The organism is Dapis purpurea BLCC-M126 (assembly GCF_050015975.1).
Taxonomy (GTDB): Bacteria; Cyanobacteriota; Cyanobacteriia; order Cyanobacteriales; family Microcoleaceae; genus Trichodesmium.
In genome coordinates, this window is the sequence record NZ_JBNHER010000033.1 from 20,586 (window position 1) to 43,118 (window position 22,533).

Genomic DNA, 22,533 nt, shown 5'->3' on the forward strand with positions numbered 1-22,533 from the left:
AAAAAATGAGCAATAAATGAGTAATAAAAATTTGCAAATCACCATAAATATTTCAAAATAACTTGTATTTATTGCTGAAAAGTAAAGTGTGGTATGCTTACCGTGAAGCTAGCAAAATTGAATTGGAGTTAACACAGGTATGTTATCCTTAACAGTTGGCGAAATTGTTCAGAAACTTTATCTAGAACTGGATAGCTTTGGCAGTGGTATTATTAAGGGAGGTGCTAGTAATTATCATGATCAACTGGGTCATGTAATCGCTGCTGTTTTTCTAACCAATTGGCCACGAGAATACAGTTTCATTTCTTCGCCTGTAGTTTTTAGCACCCAAACTTTAGTTGCCGAACAAATTGCAGAACTCGTTCAGCGGATGATCGTTCGATGCTCTCCAGGAAGTATAAGAAACCATAAACTTTTGTACAGTGGATCGCTTAACCAGAAAAAAATTACTCCAATTCAAGATAATGTATGTTCTAAATTGAACGATCATCAATGCCAGATGAGCGTTCCATCTCCCAATGGGAATAAACTATCCAAGAATGAAGCATTGTCTTGGGTTTTCCTATTTGCAATTGAAGATCTTCATCTCTTTGCGAAATATAAAATTGGAAAGATAATTGACGGTCTTGATACTTCCCTCGCTAATAACTTTAAAATTCGAGAAAAGCTTTTTGATAGTTCAACTTCGTTTAATAAATTTAAAGAGCAAGTTGCACAATTAATGTACTATATGGCTGCCAATCCAGAAGTTTTGGAGGAGACAAAAGATTATCGAAAGTACCTCATGGAAAATTGTCTTTCTCTGATGAGTCTTGAAGACTATAGTTCTTGTATGAATCCAATCATCGGTAAGTATTTAAGTGATGAGGAACTGTCTGATTTCTATGATACTTTTATTGAATATTTTGATGATTTAGATGAAAGAGGTATTTCTGACTTTGGCAAACCCTTTTCTTGCCTGACGATTGAACAACTTGATACCCTACCGATTAGCTATTTCTTGCCATCTCAAGAGATTCCTTTTAAGCTGCTCTTTAAAGATGAGCTTCCTCAAGCAACAGATAATTGGGTGGGAATTACTAAATATGAAGCTCGAAGAGATATTTACCTGATCGAGGATATTTTACCTCCTTATTCTTTGAAGCATCAAGGCACAAAGGGTGATAACCAGTAATAGTTTTGAGCTTCTTTTTACCCATCAGGCTAAATCATGTTTGCAGAGTATTTGGGCACGGAAAACTCAGTGATAGATTACTTTTACAGTCTATTCCATGTAAGTGTGGTACAGTGATTATAGTAGATTTGATTAATAATAATGAAAACTTTATTCTATACTTCAAAAACTATTTAAAAATTTAGTGCTACTGTACCTCATAAACCTGGAATCCGCTGTAAGTTTTGCATGAGTGAATTGTGACTTGCACGTAACGCTATACTATTTAAAATACAAACTGTTTCAAAAATTTGTATACTTACTAATTACCTGTTAATTCTGGCTCTATCAAAATCAAAATTAACCATAAATCATGAGAATATACCTATATATTCTGTCAGGAATTACATCCGCATTAATCGGTTGGAGTCTCGGTCAATTTATCCTTAGCGATTTAGGCTGGTTACAAAAATTTCCCGAACTAGCATTATTTCCTTGCATTGCAATTTCTCTTGCAGTTGGCATAGTAGCTACAGATATATTTTTAAATAATCCCACCCGGTTTAAACGCAACTTCAGCAGAGGTTTAATACCTCTAAGTATTGCTGCCGGATTAGGATTTTTAATTGGCATTAGTTCTGGGGGATTAGTACAAATATTACTTAATCCACAATTACGAGATAAAGTCATAACTATACCCGATGAATTTGTCAGAATCATCGGCTGGATATTAATTGGCGGAGCAGTGGGTTTAGCTGAAGGTTTGACTTGGCGCTGGCGCAGTATAGAAGCAGGAGATAAACGACGTTTTGTCCAACGACTTACTATTAGTTTAAGTACCAGTATTCTGACTGCTTTAATTGCAGCTATTATCTTTGAATGGATACGACAAAAAATGGGAGGAATTCCCATAGCTTTAAAAGCTTGGGAAGATACAATAGGGTTTTCTTTATTGGGAGGTTTATTAGGTTTAGTATTAAGCTTTTCTACTTCTCCTAGTCATCTAGTTGCCCTCAGAGCTGGAGCCGGTTTTGAATATACTGAAAATCTCAATATTACCCAAAATAAAACACCTAGTAATTATCCTCATATTCAGAAAGAATTATCACCTATACTCAAATTTGTGAGTAATGAATTTACCGATAAAATTGAAGAAGGATTATCCATTCAATTACCAACTAGAGGCAAAGTTAAAATAGGTTCGGCTCAGTTAAAAATTTTAGGTAGTCAACAATTTGGCGTAAATATTTGTATTCCTGGTTTGCCATTACATATTGCTGACTTAGACTTAGCACCTAGCCAAACAATTCTAGTACCTAATCTCAAATTTTTTAATAGAATAGAATATCAAGGCGATCGCTTGAAGGAAAGTACACCAATTAAACTCAAACATAACGACTTAATTACATTTCATGCTGAAAATGGTGTCTATAATGGTAAAAAATTATTCAGATTTATCTACTACAATCGCTTCTTGGACCCCCAAGCTTAGTTTGTCTTTATTAATAGTAATTTGCTACATTAATCCTAGTTTTGCTATAGTCAAAAATCTGGAAATTATTGAGCCTATTCCTGACCGAAATGAAGGAAAAGTTACGCTACGTGTGAAAGCATACAACCAAAACAATAAGCCAGTAAGAGGTCTGCAAAAAGATGACTTTAATTTAACAGTTTGTCCGCCGAAAGCCGACAGCAAAACTGGAGAATGTCAAACTTTAAATCAGGCAGATATTAATTTAAAAGTTCCTCAACCTGAAGAATTACCTCCTGCTTGGGTAATTGTTTTATTAGACTTTAGTGGCAGTATGAAACAATTAGATAGTAGTGGTGGAAAAACAAAATTAGCAGGAGCGATCGCTGCTATGAGAAAGTTCAATCAAGATTTAGCCAAAAAGGGGGAAAATACAAAAATTTCTATCGTACCTTTTGGCAAAGGAGGCAAAAATTGTCCGGGAAATCAAGTAACGAAAAAAGAACTAGATAACTTTGTTTTAGCTGGCAAGAAAAAAGTCGAACAAACTCTCAAAAAATTAGAGAGTCAACTAGATAATCTTTGTGCAGCGACAGATATTTATGAACCTTTGCGTCAGGCAGTACAATTTTTTGGTAATCGTGAAGATACTCGTTTTAATCTACCAGTAAATTCTAATTTGCCCCAGCCAAGACGTTCAATAATTTTACTTTCTGATGGCTATCATAGTATTTATGGAGAGAGAGAAAATGAACCAGAATTAGAAGCACAAGACTTTGAAAAACTGGTGTTTATTTTGAAAAGTTATCCTAATATTACTGTACATACTTTAGGTTATGGTTTGACTCCCCAACAGTTACAAAAAAAATATAATTTAAAGCAACCTCCAACTATTAGAGATATTAGTCAAAGAGGCGGAAAAAAAAGTAATGACTCGGAAAGCTTAACCGAACTTGCAGCGGAAGAATTTGTCGATCAAAAGCGACTCCAACAAATAGCAGGAGTAACTAACGGTATTGCTGAATTTTCTGGAAATGCTGAAAATATTTCTACCAGTTTGACTGAATTTTTAGAGGCTTTATTTGATGAGTATCAAGTTAATTATATTCAACCAATAAATGCTGACCGTGGTTCGTTACATACTGTGCAAGTTAGTTTCAAATTACCTAATAATTCAATATATTCTGAATTAGAGCCTTATGTATTTCCTTGGGTGTCGCGCTCCCTACCTCGTATGACTAGAATTATCATTTTTTTATTCACATTAGCAGCATTATTAGGAGGTGGTGTAATACCATTTTTATTATGGGCAAAATCAATTAAAAAAGAGTATCATTAATGAAGTTAGAAGTCAGAAGTCAGAAGTCAGAAGTTGTTTTTATAATGGGGATTTAGAGCAAGCCTCCACAAATATTTCGCCGATACTCGCGGGATGGCGCGACCTAATTATTTTGATCAAAGTATAGGTGTGATACTAATTAACTTTAAATATGTAAAATAACTTCCGGAAATTACTGTAGCGTCAAAGTTATGATTCTACCAAATCTTACTTTTGATTTTTAACTTCTATAAAATAGTGTAAGTAATTATGAATATACAAATTGAATTGAAAGAAAAGCTAGAAATTGGGGCAAAACTTACAAAACTAGGGAAGATATCTGAAGCAATAGAACAATATTCTTTAGTTCTAGAATTACAACCAAACTGTACCGATGCTCTTATAGCATTGGCAAATATTTATAAAAAAAATCAAGAACTAGATAAAGCTATTAACTATCAAGAGCAGGTAGTAAAATTAATGCCAAAAAATAGTGATGCTAAAGTCAAATTAGGGTCATTAATGCTAGCTGTGGGAAAAGCTCAAGAAGCCATAGATTATTATCAGCAAGTCATAGCTCTGAACTCTGAGCAACCAGCAGAACTATATTCTCAATTAGGGTCTGCTTTAAACAAAATTGGGAAAGCAAAAGAGTCAATAGCAGCTTACCAAAAAGCCCTAAATATCTCTGAAAAAGAACTTTTAGCTTTCCGAAAAGATCTCAATAAAAAAGAAGAATCAAAAGTTGTAGGAAATGTTGAAAAAAGAGGAAAACTAGCTCATAAATTAATGCAGCAAGGAAATATTACTGAGGCTATAGAAAGGTATCAGCAAGCTTTAATTATTCCTGGGGAAAAACCAGTATGGGTTTATCGAGAACTTGCAGATGCTTACCAGAAAAATGGGCAGCTAGAAAAAATAGAAACACTATACCGAGAAGCTATTTCAGTCAATCTCCAAGAGCCTCATTTTTACTTAAAATTAGCACAGATATATTCTCAACAAAATCGCTTAGAGGAAGCAACTTCTCAATATGAGCAGGTACTTTTTTTGAATCCCAATCATCTGGCAGCACTTAATCAATTAGGTGGGATAAAAAAGAAAATGCAAAAATATCAGGAGGCGGAAACTTACTATCAGCGACTAGCTCAACTTAATCCCAAAAATCCTCGAGTCAGACTAGAATTAGGAGATATTTTAACTAAGCAAGAAAAATGGGAAGAGGCAACAAAAGCTTATCATCAGGTAATAGATTTGAAATTAAAACTTTCAGAAGCTTATCTAGGTTTAGCAAATGTTCTTATGCTTAAAGGAGACACTTTACAACAGCAGGAAAAATCTTCAGAGGCGATCGCTTCATATAACCAAGCATTAGATATTCCTACCAATATTCACATAGAAAAACAAATACATTCTAAGTTGATGTCAATTTATCTCAAGGAAGGAAAATTAGAAGAGGCAGAATTAAGTTACCAGAAATCAATTATTAATAGATACTTAGTTAATCACAAGTTAAAAATTATCTATTGCCCCATTCCTAAGAATGCTTGTACCATGTTTAACACCATAATGGTTGAACACAGTGATTATTCTCAACAATACAAAGAGTCTTCTGAAGATATTCATGAATATATTGGCAGACTAGAGGTAGAAATGAGACTTACCGAGCCATCCTATATGCAAAATCCAGACTACTTTAAATTCGTTATTTTGAGAAACCCTTTTAAGAGATTAGTGAGTGCTTATTTAAACTTAATTGTTAAAAGACCAAAACCAATAAGCTTTGCCTATAAGCTAGTTATGGATGTATATAAAGATTTAGGGATGAAACCTGATATCCACAAGTCTATTACTTTTAGTCAGTTTATTAATTATCTAGTCAAGACAGATAACGATCGGTTAAACGCACACTGGCGTCCACAACACACATTTTTGTGCTTAGGGCGATTTCAGTTTGACTATATTGGACAGTTTGAAAATCTCAATCAAGTAAAAAAAGACTTAAATCAAAAATCTCAACTGAAAATCCCAGAAAATATCTTGGAATATAAAAGAACCAAATATAGTAATTATAAATTGGAAAACAAGTTACATAAAAAACATCCCGATGAGTTAAGAAGGCTAATTAAAAAGGTAGGTGGATTTCCTAAGTCTGAAGTTTTCTATACACCGGAAATAGAAGCAATGGTAAGGGAAAAATATGCAGAAGATATCAAAATATATGAATCTGAATTTAACCAGATTGTGGAATTTTAGTCATGGTCATTTGGGTTATCAGTTATTAGTAAAGACGGCTTTGTTAAGAATTTTTTTTGCAGTTCTCTAATCTGAAAAGCTCATCTAATGGTTCCATAATTTATAAATTTTGGCTTTATTTGAACTATATTGAGTTATCAGTACTTCCGGAGGCTTTATACCTTAATTTCTTGCTCAAATAGAAATTGAAAGATGGTCAATACTTTATTAAAAAGTTAATACAATTATGCAAGAATTGGTACAATGCGCAGTTACCCTCTTTTAGTGAAATGAAGTTTACTTTGATTACTCGAAAATACATAAATAGAAATCAAGCAATTAGACAATACAACCAAATACATAATACCTAAAAGTATTTAGTTAAAAAACAAACATAGTAACTGAGAAAAATATTACTACCATCTTAAATTTATTTCATTTATCCTTTCTTGATTGCTTCTTCCTTATGATGGATAAACCGACAGACTATGCTGCAATTATTCGAGCTGGAAATCAACTACCATCTCCTCCAGAATGGTTAAAAATTGGTGCAAAAATTTATTCCCCCGAATATGGCATAGGTCAAATTACAGCCGTATTAGGAAAACGCTTAATTGTAGACTTTCTGGAAAATCATTCTCCAGTACATTTTTCAGATTGGCAAATAGCAATTAATGAGAAACACATTAATCGTAGAGATAGTGCAATTTTTAATCAGAAAAAATTCAAACAGCCACAAAAATCCCAGATTCCCGTAGCAGAAATAGAAGCTATTTCCCGACCAGTATTTCAAACAATTGCTCAAGAATTTATAGATAATTTAGTAGCGATAGAAAATACACCACCAACTCCTGGAAAACTTTATCCTTTGCCAAAAGATTTACCAATAACTCTACAAAATTCTCTCGCTCAACAAAATATTACGGAACTCTACGAACATCAAATTGAATCATTAACTGCTCTACGGCAAGGATTAGATATTTGCATTTTTACTCCCACAGCTTCTGGCAAAACTCTCTGTTATAACCTCGCTATTTTAGAATCATGTTTACAACAACCTGAAACTACAGCATTATATATTTTTCCCCTCAAAGCATTAGCATTAGACCAGATGCAAAAGCTAGAAAAAATGGTCTCATATTTTCCTAAAAATTCTGTCAAAATTGGATTAATTACAGGTGACATCTCCTCAGCAAACAGAAAAAAAATATTTATTCCTAATCCACCTAATATTTTAGGAGTCAGCCCAGATTTATTACACTATCAACTATATAGAATTAGAAGCAAAGATGGAGAAGGATGGCGCAAATTTTTTCAACAACTTCGCTATGTAGTTATAGATGAATCTCATACTTATAGAGGTGCTTTTGGCGCACATTTTTCCAACCTAATGCGACGATTAAAAATGGCAGTAGACAGAGTAGGAAGTAGTTCAGAAAAATTACAATTTATCTTTAGTTCAGCTACTATTGGAAATCCCGCAGAAATGGCAATGGGATTTAGCGATCGCTCCCACAAAGCAGAACGACTTCATCTAATCTCAAAAAGTGGTGCTGATACTTCAGGAAAAACTATTTTATTTCTGGAACCAACTGATACTGCTAATCCTAATGCTTGTCAAATAATTCTGTCTTGGTTGCGCCATGATTTGAGTGGGGTAGTATTTTGTAATTCCAGGGGTGCAGTTAAAAAGTTATTGGGGATAATTAAACGAATAGCTGATAAAAATGGAGAGAGTTATTTAGCAGATAAAGTAGCAATTTTTTATGGTTCTTTAGGATTTGATAGGCGACAGGATATCATCCAAAAATTACAAACTGGGATAGTAAAAGTTATCCTTTCTACCTCTGCATTAGAAGCAGGAATTGATTTACCAGAACTTGACTGTTGTTTAATCCGTGGTTATCCAGGAAGTTTAATGTCTTGGAAACAAAGAATTGGTAGGGTAGGAAGGAGAAATCCAGGATTAGTTATGTTTTTGCCAGTAGCTCAAAATCCTTTAGATAATTTCTATGGAAATAAACCAGATTTATTATTAAATGGTGAGGCTGAAAGTGCTACTTTTAATCCAAATTATCCAACAATTTTAGGCAAACATTTAGAATGTAGTTGTGTAGAAAGTGGTGTACCTTTGCATGAAATAACAGCACGTTTTGGAGAAGTAGCTGGAGCAATTGCCGATAGTTTATTAAAACAGGAAAAAATATATATTAATAAGTCTAATCAACTTTGGGGATATGGTTACCCTCATCGAAATGTTAATATTCGCGGTCATGCTCAAAATGATGTGGAGTTGATCGATATTAATACTGGAAAAAGTTTTGAAAAAATGCACATGAGTTTGGCACATAAAGAAGTATTTCCAGGAGCAATTTATTTTGCTCAAAATTATGATGGTGAGTTAATAACTTATCGTTCTGAGAATCTCGACTTAAATAAAAACCAAGCAATCTTAAAACCTGTCGGCCAGAATTATAATTTAGAAACTTTAGCAAATAATGAGTTAACTTTTAAAGAAATTCAGCAACTAGCTAAACCTCAAATAATTAAAACAAATATTTCCAACGCTAGACTAAGATTAAGTTTATTCTGGGGAGAAATTACGTTTTCCGTCACAGGTTATCAGCTACTTTCCACTAAATCAGAAAAAGGAGTTGAAATTACTACAGTTATGGATGAAAATAGGTTCGATCCTCCTTATCAAAGTCAATATCAAGCTCCAGTTGTTAAAGTTGAAATAAATGAGACTTTTAGTCAAACTATACGAGAAAATATTACACCAATCAAGGAAAAAATTAAGGATACAAATAAAGGAATAATTCCAGATGATTTCAAAGATTTATGGAGTTGTCATCCAGATTTTATTGCATTACATAGTATGGGGCATCAAATTATATCTGCTATTCCTTTAGTAGTGTTAAGTTCGAGTCAAGATGTCGAATGCTTTGTTCAGCGAGAAGGAGGAGAAACAGTAGGTTATTTTTTTGATACTTGTGATGGTGGAAATGGAGCAAGTGAAGCAATTTTTAATCAATTGTTGAAATTTGCACAAAAGGCAACAGAATTAGCAAAAAATTGTGATTGTGAATATGGTTGTCCTAGGTGTTTAACTCAACATCGTTGTCCTCAGCAAAATCGAGGTTTGTATAAAGATTTGGGTTTGTTACTTTTAGAAGCGATCGCTATATAATACTATTTCTCAAAAACTTTTTAACCTGCATCTCGATCTGGGGAGTAGAGGAGTTATATCAAATCCGCTGGCTTTGGTATTATAAGAAACTGGATAATTAGTCGCTGTACAGTCATTGCGACTGGAACAGAGTGGAAGGAAACAATCTCCTACAATTTATGAGATTGCTTCCTCTCGTCGCAATGATGACTTTTCAGCCGGATTCTATATTATAGGAAACCGGGTTTGTGGGAGGTCGATTTAGTATTTTAGGGCATTTGATACAAACCCGGTTTCTCTAAACTGTATTGCCATATGCCATAGATAGTAGGGGTTAATGGCCGTCAACCCCTACAGATGCTGTCTAATTTAATCTTTTATGTAACTCCTGTAGATTTAGAAACGGGGTTTTGGAAAAAATTACTTGTGTTGGGTTTCGTTACCTCAACTCAACCTACAAATACTTATTTTTGTTCTTGCAGTAATTCAATAATTGCTACTTTCAGCAACTCTTTTAGTTTAATCTCGTCTATAGTAATTTTAGCCATCGGTTTTTTTTTGATAATTATTTGGTTGAATTATAGCAATTATAGTTGATAAATAAAAATAGATTTAGAGAGAGTGTTTTGGCAAAAATTGCTTGTGTTGGGTTTCGTTGCTTCAACCCAACCTACAACCTTTAAAACTTCAGCGACTATAGCGTATATTTCTCAAGAAATGATAACGATCTGGTCTTGTAACTCCACAAACGTTACTACCTTTTTGCTCGCTCCAGTAAAAGTCTAAATATTTTTCACTTTTCCTGCTATCTCTAGCCATTTCTAAAAATTCGGGTCAGTCGAGACCATGAGCGGGATGAGTAGAGTAAATAACAAAAGTGCTTGGTTCTCTACCAGTTTTATCATCGTATACTTTAACAACAGCTAGGTTATGACCTTTTAAAACACCATAGTTTTCTGTACATTCCCACATATTAATTACTCTTCCTCGCAAAGGACCACCTTGAGCATTCGTAGAAGTTGCTGATAATAAAGTTACAGCAGATGTAGCAGCAACAGTTAAAGCTAAAGAACGAACCAAGCTTTTTTTTGTTGAACTAATAAATTCTGTAATTGCTTTTGACATTTTACTACCTTAATTTGTTTACTCTTTTTTTCCTGTAATTATCCATCTAAATACAATTCTAATTCTCTCATTTTCATATCTACAAGTCGGAAAAGGACGGAGAAAAACGGAGATTTTGTTAAGAAAATGTGAAAAAGACGGATAATGAAGGATAATAGCGGATAAGCTATTCAGAAGAATTAATTGTTAAGACAATGGACTGGCAAACAGTTTTAAATTCAATTGATGAGTTGGTCTTTCAGCAAACCGGAAAACACCTAAATAATCTGCAAATGGGAATTTTAAAGGGTGTCTTGAATAACGAAAAATACAGAGAAATTGCAGAACAATATAAATGTTCCAACGGTCATGTCAAAGATGAAGGATACGAACTGTGGCAACTTTTATCAGAAGTTTTTGGAGAGAGGTTAAATAAGTCGAATTTTGTCGCTACAGTAGAACGTTTAGGATTTGCAAATTACCACTCTCGGTTATTTAATCCAGTACAAATTGGTAATCTTAATCTATGCAATAATCCCGAAACAAAAGAATTAAAAAATAGGGATTTCGTAAATACTAAATCAGATGATAAAAACACAACCTATAACCAACCCATCGTTGAAAATGTCTTGCATACAAATAAATTAAATACTGTTTCTAAATTAATCAAAATCGGTTTAACAGCAGATCAAATTGCTGAAGCAGTGGATTTACCATTAAATGAAGTACAACAATTAATGGAGTAAACTTGTTTATTGGATATCTGCTGAAAAAGAATTTAGGCACTGTCTATGGAACATTCCTAATAACGTTTTACTATTATTTATTATGATGCACAATTTCATTCCAGCAGAAAGATTTTTTCCCTATCTCACCTGGCAAGATATTGAGACAATGCCAGATAAAGAAAATGTAGTAATTATTCAACCAGTAGGTTCCATCGAACAACATGGACCCCATTTACCCTTAATTGTTGATTCAGCGATCGCCACTTATGTCACTGGCAAAGCACTTGCAAAACTAGATCGGAATACTCCTGCCTACGCCTTGCCCACCCAATATTACGGTAAATCTAATGAACATTGGCATTTTCCAGGCACTATTACCCTTACTGCCCAGACTTTAATGGCTGTTTTGACAGAAACAGCAGAAAGTATCTATCGCTCTGGGTTCCGTAAATTAGTATTTTTAAACGCCCATGGTGGGCAACCACAAGTTATTGAGATTGTAGCGCGAGACTTGCACCAAAAATATGAAGATTTTTTACTATTTCCGCTCTTGGCTTGGCGCGTGCCTAATCCTAGTGAGGAATTATTGACCCAAAAGGAAATTGAATTAGGGATTCATGCTGGAGATTCTGAAACTAGCATGATGCTATCGATGTTGCCAGATGTAGTCAAGATGGATAAGGCGGTGTGCGAATATCCTCAAGGTTTGCCAGAAGAGAGTATGTTAAGTATGGAGGGAAAATTGCCTTTTGCCTGGTTGACGCGAGAGTTGACTCGTAGTGGTGTGTTGGGTGATGCCAAGGTGGCTACTAAGGAAAAAGGCAATCAGATACTTGAGGCTTTTACTGATGGTTGGGTGCAGGTGATTAAGGATATTTATGAGTTTCGGCAGCCAAGTTAAGGAAGTCAGAATTCAGAAGTTATTTTTGTAATACCAATTATCATGCATTAATGCTATACTTACGCTTATACTTCAACAGCTCATAAGTTAGCAAAATTCAAAGTCTGTTTTTGACAATTCTTAGTCAGTTAGTCATCATTATTCCTATTGTTAATCCCTCCCCCCACCTCCCACACTTCCCCTCCTGGGAGGGGTTAGGGGTGGGTCTCCACACTTCCCCACCCAATCAGATATAGAAATATTTTTGAGAAATGATAATAAGGGGGATTTTGAGCAATCCTCCAAAAACATTTCGCCTTAAAAGGTGGGATTTTAGACCCAATTATATACAATCCGGGTAATTAGTTATCGTATAACTAAGGAAAGTCAAAAGTTAAAAGTAATAATTTACAGCAGTTTAGGAGTTAGTGAAATACAAAGTTTTATCACTTTAGTAAATAGGGAAGGTAAATAGGGAAGAGAGATTAGTTTTCAACTGTACCTCACCATCCTAAAAAGTGTGTAAGCTGTGGAAATTGTTCAAGAGTATTACTAACTCAGGTCTGTCTTGACGGGAGCAGCAAATGCGATAACTGTATAACCGGATTTTATATTATTTTGATAATTTTATAGATTTGAAAAATTAGGGCGTTGCTTAACTAAGGGATAAATCTTTGCACAAAAAGTAAATCCCATCTTTTACCAATGGATAATGGATAATGGATAATTGACAATTGATAATGAGAGATAGTTTTTATTAATTAATAATTGATAATGAGAGATAGTTTTCATTATCCATAAATATCTAATTATAGCAATATGATTTGAGTTGTGAGATATTGGATACTTTTAGTGAACAGAGAAGAAGGAAAAAATGAATATGATAACTGCTATATTCTATCCTTTTAAGGGACAGTCAAATTCTCACATCTGATTCCTGATTGCTATATGTATAATTATGTCTAATTTTTTAACTTCTGTAGTTAGCCCCCATCACACGCCTTGAGAGCTGAATGCTGACTGCTACTTCAATCACACTGAAATTGGCAATATCTAATACTGATTTCAAAAAATATTGTTACAAAAGTGTGGTTATAGGGAACAAATAATAGGGAAGAGAGAACAGATCAAATCTTTTATATGGAACAGATAACAGAAATAAAGAGAACAATAATTTGTAGCAAACATTGATATAAATAGTATAATCTAAGTAAAATTCGGGATTTAGAAGAATATAAACCATGAAAGCTTTATTACTTTACCCACGTTTTCCCAAAACCTTCTGGTCTTACGACAAGTTTATGAAAATAGCGGGTCTCAAAGCATTTATCCCGCCTCTAGGAATTATTACTGTCGCTTCCTTACTACCTTCAGATTGGGAAATTCGCTTTTGCGATCGCAATGTCAAAATAGAGACAGAAACTGATTGGGAGTGGTGCGACTTAGTAATTCTCTCTGCCATGCTGGCGCAGAAACAAGACTTTATCGCCTTAATTCAAAAAGCAGCTCAGTTAGGCAAAAAAGTAGCTGTAGGGGGACCTTATCCAACTTCAGTGCCAGACCATGCTCTCAATGCTGGCGCTAATTATTTAGTATTAGATGAGGGAGAAATCACAGTTCCCCAATTTATAAAAGCGATCGCCAAAGGTCAAGGACAAGGAATATTTCGCGCTCTGGAAAAGCCTGACGTGACAAAAAGCCCCATGCCACGCTTTGATTTACTCAAGTGCGATGATTACCTGATGATGGCGCTCCAATTTTCTCGCGGTTGTCCCTTCCAATGTGAATTCTGTGACATTACTAACCTCTATGGTCGCAAACCCCGTACCAAAGAGCCAGCTCAAATTTTAGCAGAACTCCAAACACTCTATGACTTGGGCTGGAAAGGATCTATTTTTATGGTAGATGATAACTTCATTGGTAATCAGCGTAATGTTAAACCCATGCTGCGGGAATTAATTCCTTGGATGCAGGAACATCACTATCCCTTCACTTTTCTTACTGAAGCTTCTGTCAATCTAGCTGAAGATAAGGAACTATTAGAACTAATGGTTAGAGCTGGTTTCTACGCAGTATTTTTAGGCATTGAAACTCCTGATCAAGACAGTCTACAAGTAACTCGCAAGTTTCAAAATACTCGTCATCCCTTGATAGAAGCTTGTCATATTATCAATCAAGCAGGGTTGCTAATTTATGCAGGATTTATTATTGGTTTTGATGGAGAGCGAGCTGGTGCTGGTGAAAGAATTCAAGCTTTTGTAGAACAAACCAGTATTCCTCAACCTATGCTAGGTATACTGCAAGCACCACCTAATACCGCTCTCTGGCAAAGGCTCAAACAGGAACAGCGATTATTAGATGGCACTGGAGGCGAAGAGGTGGGAGATCAGAATTCTTTGATGAATTTTATCCCCACTCGTTCGATAGCTGAAATTGCCAAGGAGTATGTAGAGGGAATCTGGACGATGTACGAACCGAAAAATTATCTCCGACGTTGTTTTGAGGAATGTCTCAAAATTACACCCAATCCAAACCTACAGCAGACGATGTATTTTCCCCCTGGTAAAGGAATTAAACTTGTTGCTCAGTTGTTATGGCTTCAAGGTTGGCAAAGACCGGAAATTCGCGCTCAATTCTGGCAGCAGCTTTGGAGTATCTTACGCACCAAACCTCAATTCCTGAATATGTATTTAGGTTTGTGTGCTGCTGGCGAACATTTCTGGGAGTATCGTATTTTAGCTAGGGAACGTATAACTCAACAGTTAGGATTTGATCCTTTGAGTGAGTTAACTTTCAGGGAAAAGCAGTTTACTACCCCCTTCTTAATCCAGTGATTAAGATGTTATTCAAAATCAATGCGAATTTTACTTATATCAACAGCCTTTAATGCCTTAACTCAGAGGTTTTATACTGAATTAATGGATGCTGATTACGAAGTGTCTGTGGAACTTCATCATGGTGATCGTGAAAAGTTATTAGCAGGTATAAAACTTTTTCAGCCTGACTTAATTCTTTGTCCTTTTTTAACGCGATACCTTTCAGCAGAAATCTATACAAACTATCCCTGTATTATTGTTCATCCAGGCATTAAAGGCGATAGAGGTCCATCCTCTTTAGATTGGGCAATTCAAAATAATTTAGCTGAATGGGGTGTAACCTTATTCCAAGCTGATGAAGAAATGGATGCAGGCTATATATGGTCTAGTAAAAATTTTCCTATGCGTACTGCCTCAAAAAGCAGTCTTTATAATCGAGAAGTTACTGAAACAGCAGTTAAAGCTTTATGGGAGGTTTTAACCTATTTTGAATCGCCAGACTTTAAAGCTGAACCTTTAGATTATAAAAAAGCCGATGTTATGGGACAATTTCAATCCTTCATGAAACAACATGACAGAAGCATCAATTGGCAAACTCAAAAAACCGATGATATTGTAAGATATATATTGGCAGCAGACGGTACGCCGGGGGTTTTAGATGAAATCTATGGACAAGCTGTGTTTCTATATAATGTACATAAAGAAGATAAATTGACAGGTAAAGCAGGAGAAATTATCGCTACCGCTAATCAGGCTATTTGTCGGGCAACAATAGATGGGGCGGTCTGGATCGGACATTTAAAACGCAAATTGGCGAAGGGTGAGAAAGGCATAAAATTACCCTCAACTCAAATATTAAAAGGTTTAATTCCTAAAGATGTTAACAATATTGAGATTGATTATTGTCAGATAGGAAAACAACTTGCTTGTCAAGAGCTATGGTACTCACTGGAAGATGATATTGCTTACATACATTTTGATTTTCATAATGGTGCAATGAATACTCAGCAATGCCTGTTAATGTTAAAAGTCTATCAGTATGTAGCTACTTTACCCGTTAAAGTGATTGTCTTACTAGGTGGTGAAAATTATTGGTCAAATGGTATTCATTTAAATGTGATTGAAGCAGCGGATAACTCGGCTAATGAATCATGGCATAACATTAATGCAATTAATGACATTATTTACCAAATCATTACCACAACTGATAAATTAATCATTTCTGCTATGGCAGGTAATTCAGCGGCGGGTGGGGTAATGTTAGCTCTAGGTGCTGATTTTATATTCGCAAGAAGGGGCGTTATTATGAACCCTCACTATAAAAGCATGGGAGGTTTATATGGCTCTGAATATTGGACTTATTGTTTGCCCAAACGTGTTGGTGATAAAAAAGCAATAGAGTTAACTGAAGAATGTTTACCAATTAGTACTAATTATGCCTTGCAGATTGGCTTAGTTGATAAGGTACTTGATAATAATCACACACTTTTTTATGCACAGGTGAGAAATCTTACGAAACTGCTTATTTCAGATAATGTATTGCTACAGCAGATATTAAATACAAAATCAGTCAAACTCTGTGCCGATGAATCAAACAAGTCTTTAAATCTATATAGAAAAGATGAGCTAAAAAGGATGTATGTTAATTTTTATGGTAACGATCAATATCATAAAGCGCGGCATCGTTTTGTTTTCAAAATTTCATATAATGAAACACCTACCAATATTGCACTTCATAGGAAGTAAAACCTGAATATTTGGTAGAGGTTTATTGGTTCGGAGAATGTTGTGCTTGAGTTAGTTAATGGTAGGAGTGAAATTAGCGAGATGCAGGCTCAGGTATTGGGTATTTTTTTCAGGTTGATTCTAGTTTGTTTCGGTAGAAATACTACTTTGAAAAAAGAATATTACAAATAGTTTATGCAAGGAAAAAGGGAAAATAAAGAATAAATAATACCAATTTTATGTGAGGCTGCACAGAATAAGGAGTCAGGAGAAAATCATGATGGTCAATAGGAATAAATAAGTAAGTATTTCTGTTTTTACCTACAGTCAACTCTGATGAAAATTTTATTCTATGCAACTTCATATTAATTTGGTATAAGAAAGAAAAAAACTATAAAAAGGCGGGATTCTATTATTGAATAGGATGGTTAGTAATTTAATTTACTATGCTGGCAATATGAGGATTTTCTTACTACCTACCTAACACCTACCACCTAACACCTAACACCTAATACCTAAAATTTATTATCTACCCACACCGAAAATATAAATATCAGTGTGGGTTTTAATATCTATTGAAGAGCCTATATCTGACAATAACGTTGTAAACCTGCTGTTTCCTGACTATATGCTTCCATATCAATTTTCACAGGCTCAACATTCCAGATTTCCTGACAATATTCCCAGATAGTACGGTCAGCAGAAAACTTACCCATATTAATCGAATTAATAATTGACATTCGAGTCCAATATTCGGGGTCGCGATAAGCTTCATTTACTCGTTCTTGACAATCAATATAAGATTGATAATCAGCCAACAACATATATTCATCTTTTCCTAGTAAAGATGCTACAAGTGGCTGGAATAAATTTGGCTTACCTGGTGAAAAATAACCAGAAGCAATACGGTCAATTACCTGCCGTAATTCTTTGTTAGAAGTATAGTATTGCTCGGGATTATATCCCCGATATTTTAATGCTTTAACTTCTTCAACAGTCAATCCAAATAAGAAGAAATTCTCAGCTCCTACAGCTTCCCGAATCTCAATATTTGCTCCATCGAGAGTACCAATAGTCAAAGCACCATTGAGGGAAAATTTCATATTTCCAGTACCAGAAGCTTCTTTTCCAGCAGTAGAAATTTGTTCAGAAAGGTCGGCAGCAGGATAAATTCGCTGACCAATAGATACGGAGAAATTCGGAACAAAAACTACCTTGAGGCGATCGCGCACGTCTGGGTCATTATTCACTATTTCCCCTACAGCATTAATTAATTTAATAATTAACTTTGCCATATAATAACCTGGTGCTGCCTTCGCTCCAAAAATAAAAGTGCGGTGCAAAATATCCGTATCTGGATTTTGTTTGATTCGATTATAAAGAGTAATAATGTGCAGCACACTCAACAATTGACGCTTATATTCATGGAGTCTTTTTACCTGAATATCGAACAAAGAATTAGGATTAACTACAACCCCAGTCTTTCCCTCAATATAAGTAGCCAAATCTTGTTTATTCTCATATTTAATCTGACTCCAATTATGGCGAAATTCTGGGTCATCAATAAACCGCTCAAGCTGTTTAATTTCCTCTAAATTCTTAATCCAATTTTTGCCAATTTTATCTGTAATTAGTAATGCCAACTTAGGATTACTAATTAACAACCAACGACGGGGAGTAATTCCATTAGTTTTATTCGTAAATTTCTCCGGCCAAAGTTCGTAGAAATCTCTCAAAACATCTGTTTTCAAAAGTTGAGTATGCAATGCTGCCACACCATTAATAGCATGAGCGCCAGCGCAAGCCAAATGAGCCATCCGTACACGCTTTTCGGGAAATTCTTCAATCAGTGACATCCGTGCTAAACGCCCATCATCCCCTGGATAACGTTTTTTGACTTTCTCTAGGAAATGGAAATTAATTTCATAGATAATTTCGAGATGTCGTGGCAGCAGAGTAGCGAACATACTAACTGGCCAACGTTCCAGGGCTTCTGCCAACAGAGTATGGTTAGTGTAGCCAAAAGTATTTTGGGTAATATTCCAGGCTTTTTCCCACTCCATATCATGTGCATCTATCAGTAGTCGCATTAATTCTGCAACGCCAATGGAGGGATGGGTATCATTCAGCTGAATAGCTGCTTTTTCGTGGAAGTTGTCTAAATTGGGATTTCGTGATAAGTGAGTGCGGATAATATCTTGTAGGGAGCAGCTAACAAAGAAATACTGCTGCTGTAACCGCAACATTTTGCCTTGGAAGATGTTGTCATTGGGATAGAGAACTTTGGAAATATTTTCAGAGACAGTCTTATCTTCGACGGCGCGGTTGTAGTCGCCAGAGTCGAAAATTTGTAGGTCAAATTCATTACTAGCTTTAGCACTCCAGAGGCGCAGGGTATTAACTGTGTTGGTATTGTAGCCTGGTACTAGAGTATCATAAGGCATTCCAATGACTGTCCGTGCAGGTATCCACCTAACGCGGTAGTTGCCTTGTTTGTCTGTGTAAGCTTCGGTGTAACCGCCCAGTTTAATTTCTACTTGGTCTTCATGGCGGGGTATTTCCCAAGGGTTGCCATAACTTAACCATTTGTCTGGTTGTTCTACTTGGAAACCATTATGAATTTGTTGTTTGAAAATGCCAAATTCATAACGAATACCGTAGCCCATTGCCGGAATTTCTAGGGTAGCAAGGGAGTCAAGGAAACAGGCAGCAAGCCGACCTAAACCACCATTGCCTAAACCTGGTTCTGGTTCTTTTTCAATCAAGTCATAAAGTTCAAGACATGATTCTTCTAAGGCTTGACGCGCTACTTCCCAACAGCCGACGTTAACTAGATTTTTGGCTAGTTGACGACCCATAAGAAATTCTGCTGAGAGATAATATACTGTTTTAACGTTTTGGTTGGAGTAGGTTTTAGTAGTTTTTAGGTAACGATGCAGGAGACGATCGCGCACTGTATAGGCCAATGCCATATAATAGTCATAGGGCGTAGCAAATTCTAGGTCTTTCCCCTGTATATAATATAAGTTGTCGGCGATCGCTCGTTTGATGGTATCGAGACTGGTACCTGTGCGATCATCCTCTACTTGAATTTTTACTTTTTCTGTGTAAGTTTGTTCTTGGTGTACTTCTTGCATAATTTTAGAATTTACTAAACTATTTATTGACAACGCTCAAACTATATCGACAAGCCTTTTTGAGACTTAATAATAGTCACTTCCATGTTTGCTCAATGTTAGCCAATACTTATGGAGATAAGTTTAGTTATATTAATTTATTTCAAGACCAAAACAATAATATTTTAGTATAATGTAATAATATTTAGCCAAATAATTGATTAATTATCAAATTTAATTTATTAACAAGTTTTTAATTTTTACCAATCCCAAAGAAAAGATAAAATATTAGATAAATAAAAAAAATTGGTGTAAGAGAATTATTGATCTCAAGGTTGGTTGGAGACCTGCGCTCTCCCGTCGGGGAGCGTCGGGAGGAAAACCAATCAATCTTGCGGTTTCACACATAATCTGTTAAAATGTAAATGTTGAGAAGTAAACAGTAGATGGTTGAAAAAGCGTACAAATTTATATTTTACCCAACTCCAGAACAGGAAAATCTGTTGCGGAGGACGTTGGGTTGTGTACGCTTGGTCTACAACAAAGCTTTAGCTGCTAGAACTACTGCATGGTATGAACTACAAGAAAGAGTAAGCTACAATAAAACTTCAGCTATGCTTACGAATTGGAAAAAGCAGTAAGATTTAGATTTTCTGACACAAGTAAGCTGTGTACCATTGCAGCAAGGTTTGAGGCATCTACAGACTGCTTTCACGAACTTTGTTTAGTGGGCGTGCTAAATATCCTAATTTTCAGAAGAAGCGGAATGGCGGTAGTGCTGAATTCATAAAATCTGCATTTAACTAGAGAAATGGTCAAGTATATCTAGTTAAATGTTGTGAAGCATTACCTATCACGTGGAGCAGGCAATTACCCCAAAACTGTGTACCTAGTGCAGGATGACGGAAATAAGTGACCAGTAACAAAATACTCAAAGCCTTACCAATCAAAACTTCTGAATTCTGAATTCTGAATTCCGCGTAGCGGTACTAGTAGAATTACTGTAAAACTTGACCCAAGTGGTAGATGGTCTGTATCTGTGAGAATCAATGACACCAGAGATTTAAAACTCAAACCAGTGAGCAAACAAGTAGGTATTGATATCAAATCGGGTTGAATACTTATTATATGCTTGGGGGGATGGGGGGATAGGGAGATGGGGAGATGGAGACAAACCCGTAAACACTCTCCAGTGCGGAATTTAGCGATATATCTATTAAAGTAATTGAAAAAATTATAAACACATATCCTATGACCAGATTCTATGTGCAATTAACCGGATTTGATATGACTTAGGAGTTACCAGTTTACTAACTACCAGTGATGGAGAAAAAATTACTAACCCAAAGAATCTCAACAAGTTACACAAAAAACTGAGGTTAGCTCAGAAATCTCTGTGCAGAAAAACCAAAGGATCTAATAACTATCAAAAAGCTAGACTTAAAGTAGCCAAGATACACGCCAAGATTAAAGACTCAAGACTTGACTACACCCATAAGCTTACATACGTTGCCAATCCGACGGCTCCCCTACAACTAATCAGAGAAAATCAAACTATTGTGGTTGAGGATTTAGCAGTAAAAAATATGGTTAAGAATCACAAGTTAGCTAGAGCAATAAGTGATGCTAATTGGGGAGAAATAGTCAGACAATTAGAGTACAAAGCTGAATGGTACGGAAGACAATTGATAAAAATCGACAGATATTTCCCTAGTTCTAAGCGTTGCTGTAATTGTGGTCATGTAGTGGAGAAATTACCTCTAAATATTAGAGAGTGGGATTGCCCAGAGTGTAGTAGTCACCACGACAGGGACATTAATGCAAGTATAAATATTTTGCGGATGGGAACCCGCGTCGGCGTAAAACGCAAGCGGTCAGACCCCGCCCTGCCGACAGGCGCAAGCGGTCGGAACCCGCGCCGGCGTAAAACGCAAGCGGTCAGACCCAGCGTCGCCGACAGACGCAAGCGGTCGGAACCCGCGTCGGCGTAAGAGGCAAGGGAACGCCGACCAAGAGAGGGAATGCCCACCAAGAAGGATCGAGACCCGCAGTCTCAGTCTGTGGAGCGACCGTAAGACCCGTTGGCGAAGCCTGTGTGAAGCACATAGGGAGCAAATCTCGGAAGGCAGGTGCTATGTTTCGCTTTCCTACGGAATGCTAACGCAAACGCGACATAAAAAGCGTTAGCGCAGCTACTCCGCAGGAGGCAGCTCCTCTGCAAGAAGCAGCAGAAAGCTTCTATCATTGATGTTAGGGAATCCCGCGCTGTCTCGTAAGAGCAGCCTCGGGAGGATGTCAAAGGTATCAGCTTAATTGCTGTCCTACCTGTTTCACCTAATTGATAATGGTAGTATGAGCTACGCCAGTGACTCGACTAATTCCTCGGAAACCTATACCATTGACGTATATCTTTAGACACAAAGCTTTAACCCGTTCGAGTATATCCAGGTGGATCATAGAAATCTACAAACTGACGACTAGATTGGAAACAAATGTAGTTTTGCTTATTTCTTTGATGACCATTTTTATGGATATGTTTCTCATACACTTTGGAAATTGCATCAAAAATGAAACTCCAACTCTATCTACTTACAGATTTTACCCTATCTATAGCTTTCACTTCATCTTTCTATATTACCGAATAATTATTAATTATTAATTATTAATTAAATAATTCAGGTTTAAAGCCTCCTCTTTCAAGAGGAAAAAGCGGTCGTTTGCGGAGCAGTCCGTTAGGATGGGATGGCGAGGTTTCCCGCTCTTACAGAGCCGCTCCGCTAACGCCATATCCAATCGACCAAGAGAGCGGTCGTTTGCG

Annotated in this window: 13 protein-coding genes and 2 pseudogenes; 11 read left to right on the forward strand and 4 right to left on the reverse strand. The window is 36.0% G+C overall.

Annotated elements, in window-relative coordinates; genetic code table 11:
• Nucleotides 1–139 precede the first annotated feature (139 nt).
• The 5 genes from ACP6PL_RS03880 (at nt 140) to ACP6PL_RS03900 (ending at nt 9,367) form a co-directional block, all read left to right on the forward strand.
• A complete protein-coding gene (locus tag ACP6PL_RS03880; RefSeq protein ID WP_426542736.1) occupies nt 140–1,174 on the forward strand; it encodes a hypothetical protein in 1,035 nt (344 codons plus the stop codon).
• Nucleotides 1,175–1,526: 352 nt separating this feature from the next.
• Nucleotides 1,527–2,645 carry a hypothetical protein gene (locus tag ACP6PL_RS03885; protein ID WP_426542738.1) on the forward strand — a complete coding sequence of 373 codons (1,119 nt, stop codon included), beginning with the start codon at nt 1,527–1,529 and terminating at the stop codon, nt 2,643–2,645.
• A complete protein-coding gene (locus tag ACP6PL_RS03890; protein ID WP_426542740.1) occupies nt 2,587–3,963 on the forward strand; it encodes a vWA domain-containing protein in 1,377 nt (458 codons plus the stop codon). Before ACP6PL_RS03885 ends, ACP6PL_RS03890 begins: the two co-directional genes overlap by 59 nt.
• Before the next feature lie 249 nt (nt 3,964–4,212).
• Nucleotides 4,213–6,198, forward strand: coding sequence for a tetratricopeptide repeat protein (locus ACP6PL_RS03895; protein WP_426542742.1), 1,986 nt, complete (start codon nt 4,213–4,215; stop codon nt 6,196–6,198).
• 445 nt (nt 6,199–6,643) lie between these two features.
• On the forward strand, nt 6,644–9,367 hold the full coding sequence (locus ACP6PL_RS03900; protein ID WP_426542744.1) for a DEAD/DEAH box helicase: 2,724 nt from the start codon (nt 6,644–6,646) through the stop codon (nt 9,365–9,367).
• A 443-nt stretch (nt 9,368–9,810) separates the two neighbouring features.
• On the opposite strand, the gene ACP6PL_RS31190 is transcribed toward ACP6PL_RS03900, so the two are convergent.
• The 3 genes from ACP6PL_RS31190 to ACP6PL_RS03910 form a co-directional block, all read right to left on the reverse strand.
• Nucleotides 9,811–9,894, reverse strand: coding sequence for a hypothetical protein (locus ACP6PL_RS31190; protein WP_473965212.1), 84 nt, complete (start codon nt 9,892–9,894; stop codon nt 9,811–9,813).
• Between the two features lie 139 nt (nt 9,895–10,033).
• Nucleotides 10,034–10,165, reverse strand: coding sequence for a hypothetical protein (locus ACP6PL_RS03905; RefSeq protein WP_426542746.1), 132 nt, complete (start codon nt 10,163–10,165; stop codon nt 10,034–10,036).
• Nucleotides 10,166–10,180: 15 nt separating this feature from the next.
• Entirely contained in the window at nt 10,181–10,471 is a 291-nt protein-coding gene (locus ACP6PL_RS03910; RefSeq protein ID WP_426542748.1) for a hypothetical protein, read from the reverse strand.
• Between the two features lie 194 nt (nt 10,472–10,665).
• On the opposite strand from ACP6PL_RS03910, the gene ACP6PL_RS03915 reads away from it, so the two are divergent.
• From ACP6PL_RS03915 to ACP6PL_RS03930, 4 genes are all read left to right on the forward strand, one after another.
• Complete coding sequence (locus ACP6PL_RS03915; RefSeq protein WP_426542750.1) at nt 10,666–11,196, forward strand: helix-turn-helix domain-containing protein; 531 nt, start codon at nt 10,666–10,668, stop codon at nt 11,194–11,196.
• Nucleotides 11,197–11,281: 85 nt separating this feature from the next.
• Nucleotides 11,282–12,079 carry a creatininase family protein gene (locus tag ACP6PL_RS03920; protein WP_426542762.1) on the forward strand — a complete coding sequence of 266 codons (798 nt, stop codon included), beginning with the start codon at nt 11,282–11,284 and terminating at the stop codon, nt 12,077–12,079.
• A gap of 1,220 nt (nt 12,080–13,299) precedes the next feature.
• Nucleotides 13,300–14,892 carry a B12-binding domain-containing radical SAM protein gene (locus ACP6PL_RS03925; RefSeq protein ID WP_426542752.1) on the forward strand — a complete coding sequence of 531 codons (1,593 nt, stop codon included), beginning with the start codon at nt 13,300–13,302 and terminating at the stop codon, nt 14,890–14,892.
• A gap of 21 nt (nt 14,893–14,913) precedes the next feature.
• Complete coding sequence (locus ACP6PL_RS03930; protein ID WP_426542754.1) at nt 14,914–16,620, forward strand: hydrogenase maturation protein; 1,707 nt, start codon at nt 14,914–14,916, stop codon at nt 16,618–16,620.
• 563 nt (nt 16,621–17,183) lie between these two features.
• Here ACP6PL_RS03930 and ACP6PL_RS03935 read toward each other — a convergent pair.
• A complete protein-coding gene (locus ACP6PL_RS03935; RefSeq protein WP_426542756.1) occupies nt 17,184–19,736 on the reverse strand; it encodes a glycogen/starch/alpha-glucan phosphorylase in 2,553 nt (850 codons plus the stop codon).
• 425 nt (nt 19,737–20,161) lie between these two features.
• Between ACP6PL_RS03935 and ACP6PL_RS03940 the strand changes: the two are divergent.
• A pseudogene (locus ACP6PL_RS03940) lies at nt 20,162–20,609 on the forward strand (RNA-guided endonuclease InsQ/TnpB family protein); the annotation flags it as partial.
• A gap of 404 nt (nt 20,610–21,013) precedes the next feature.
• Nucleotides 21,014–21,706 (forward strand): annotated as a pseudogene (locus ACP6PL_RS03945) (RNA-guided endonuclease TnpB family protein); the annotation flags it as partial.
• Between the last annotated feature and the right edge of the window lie 827 nt (nt 21,707–22,533).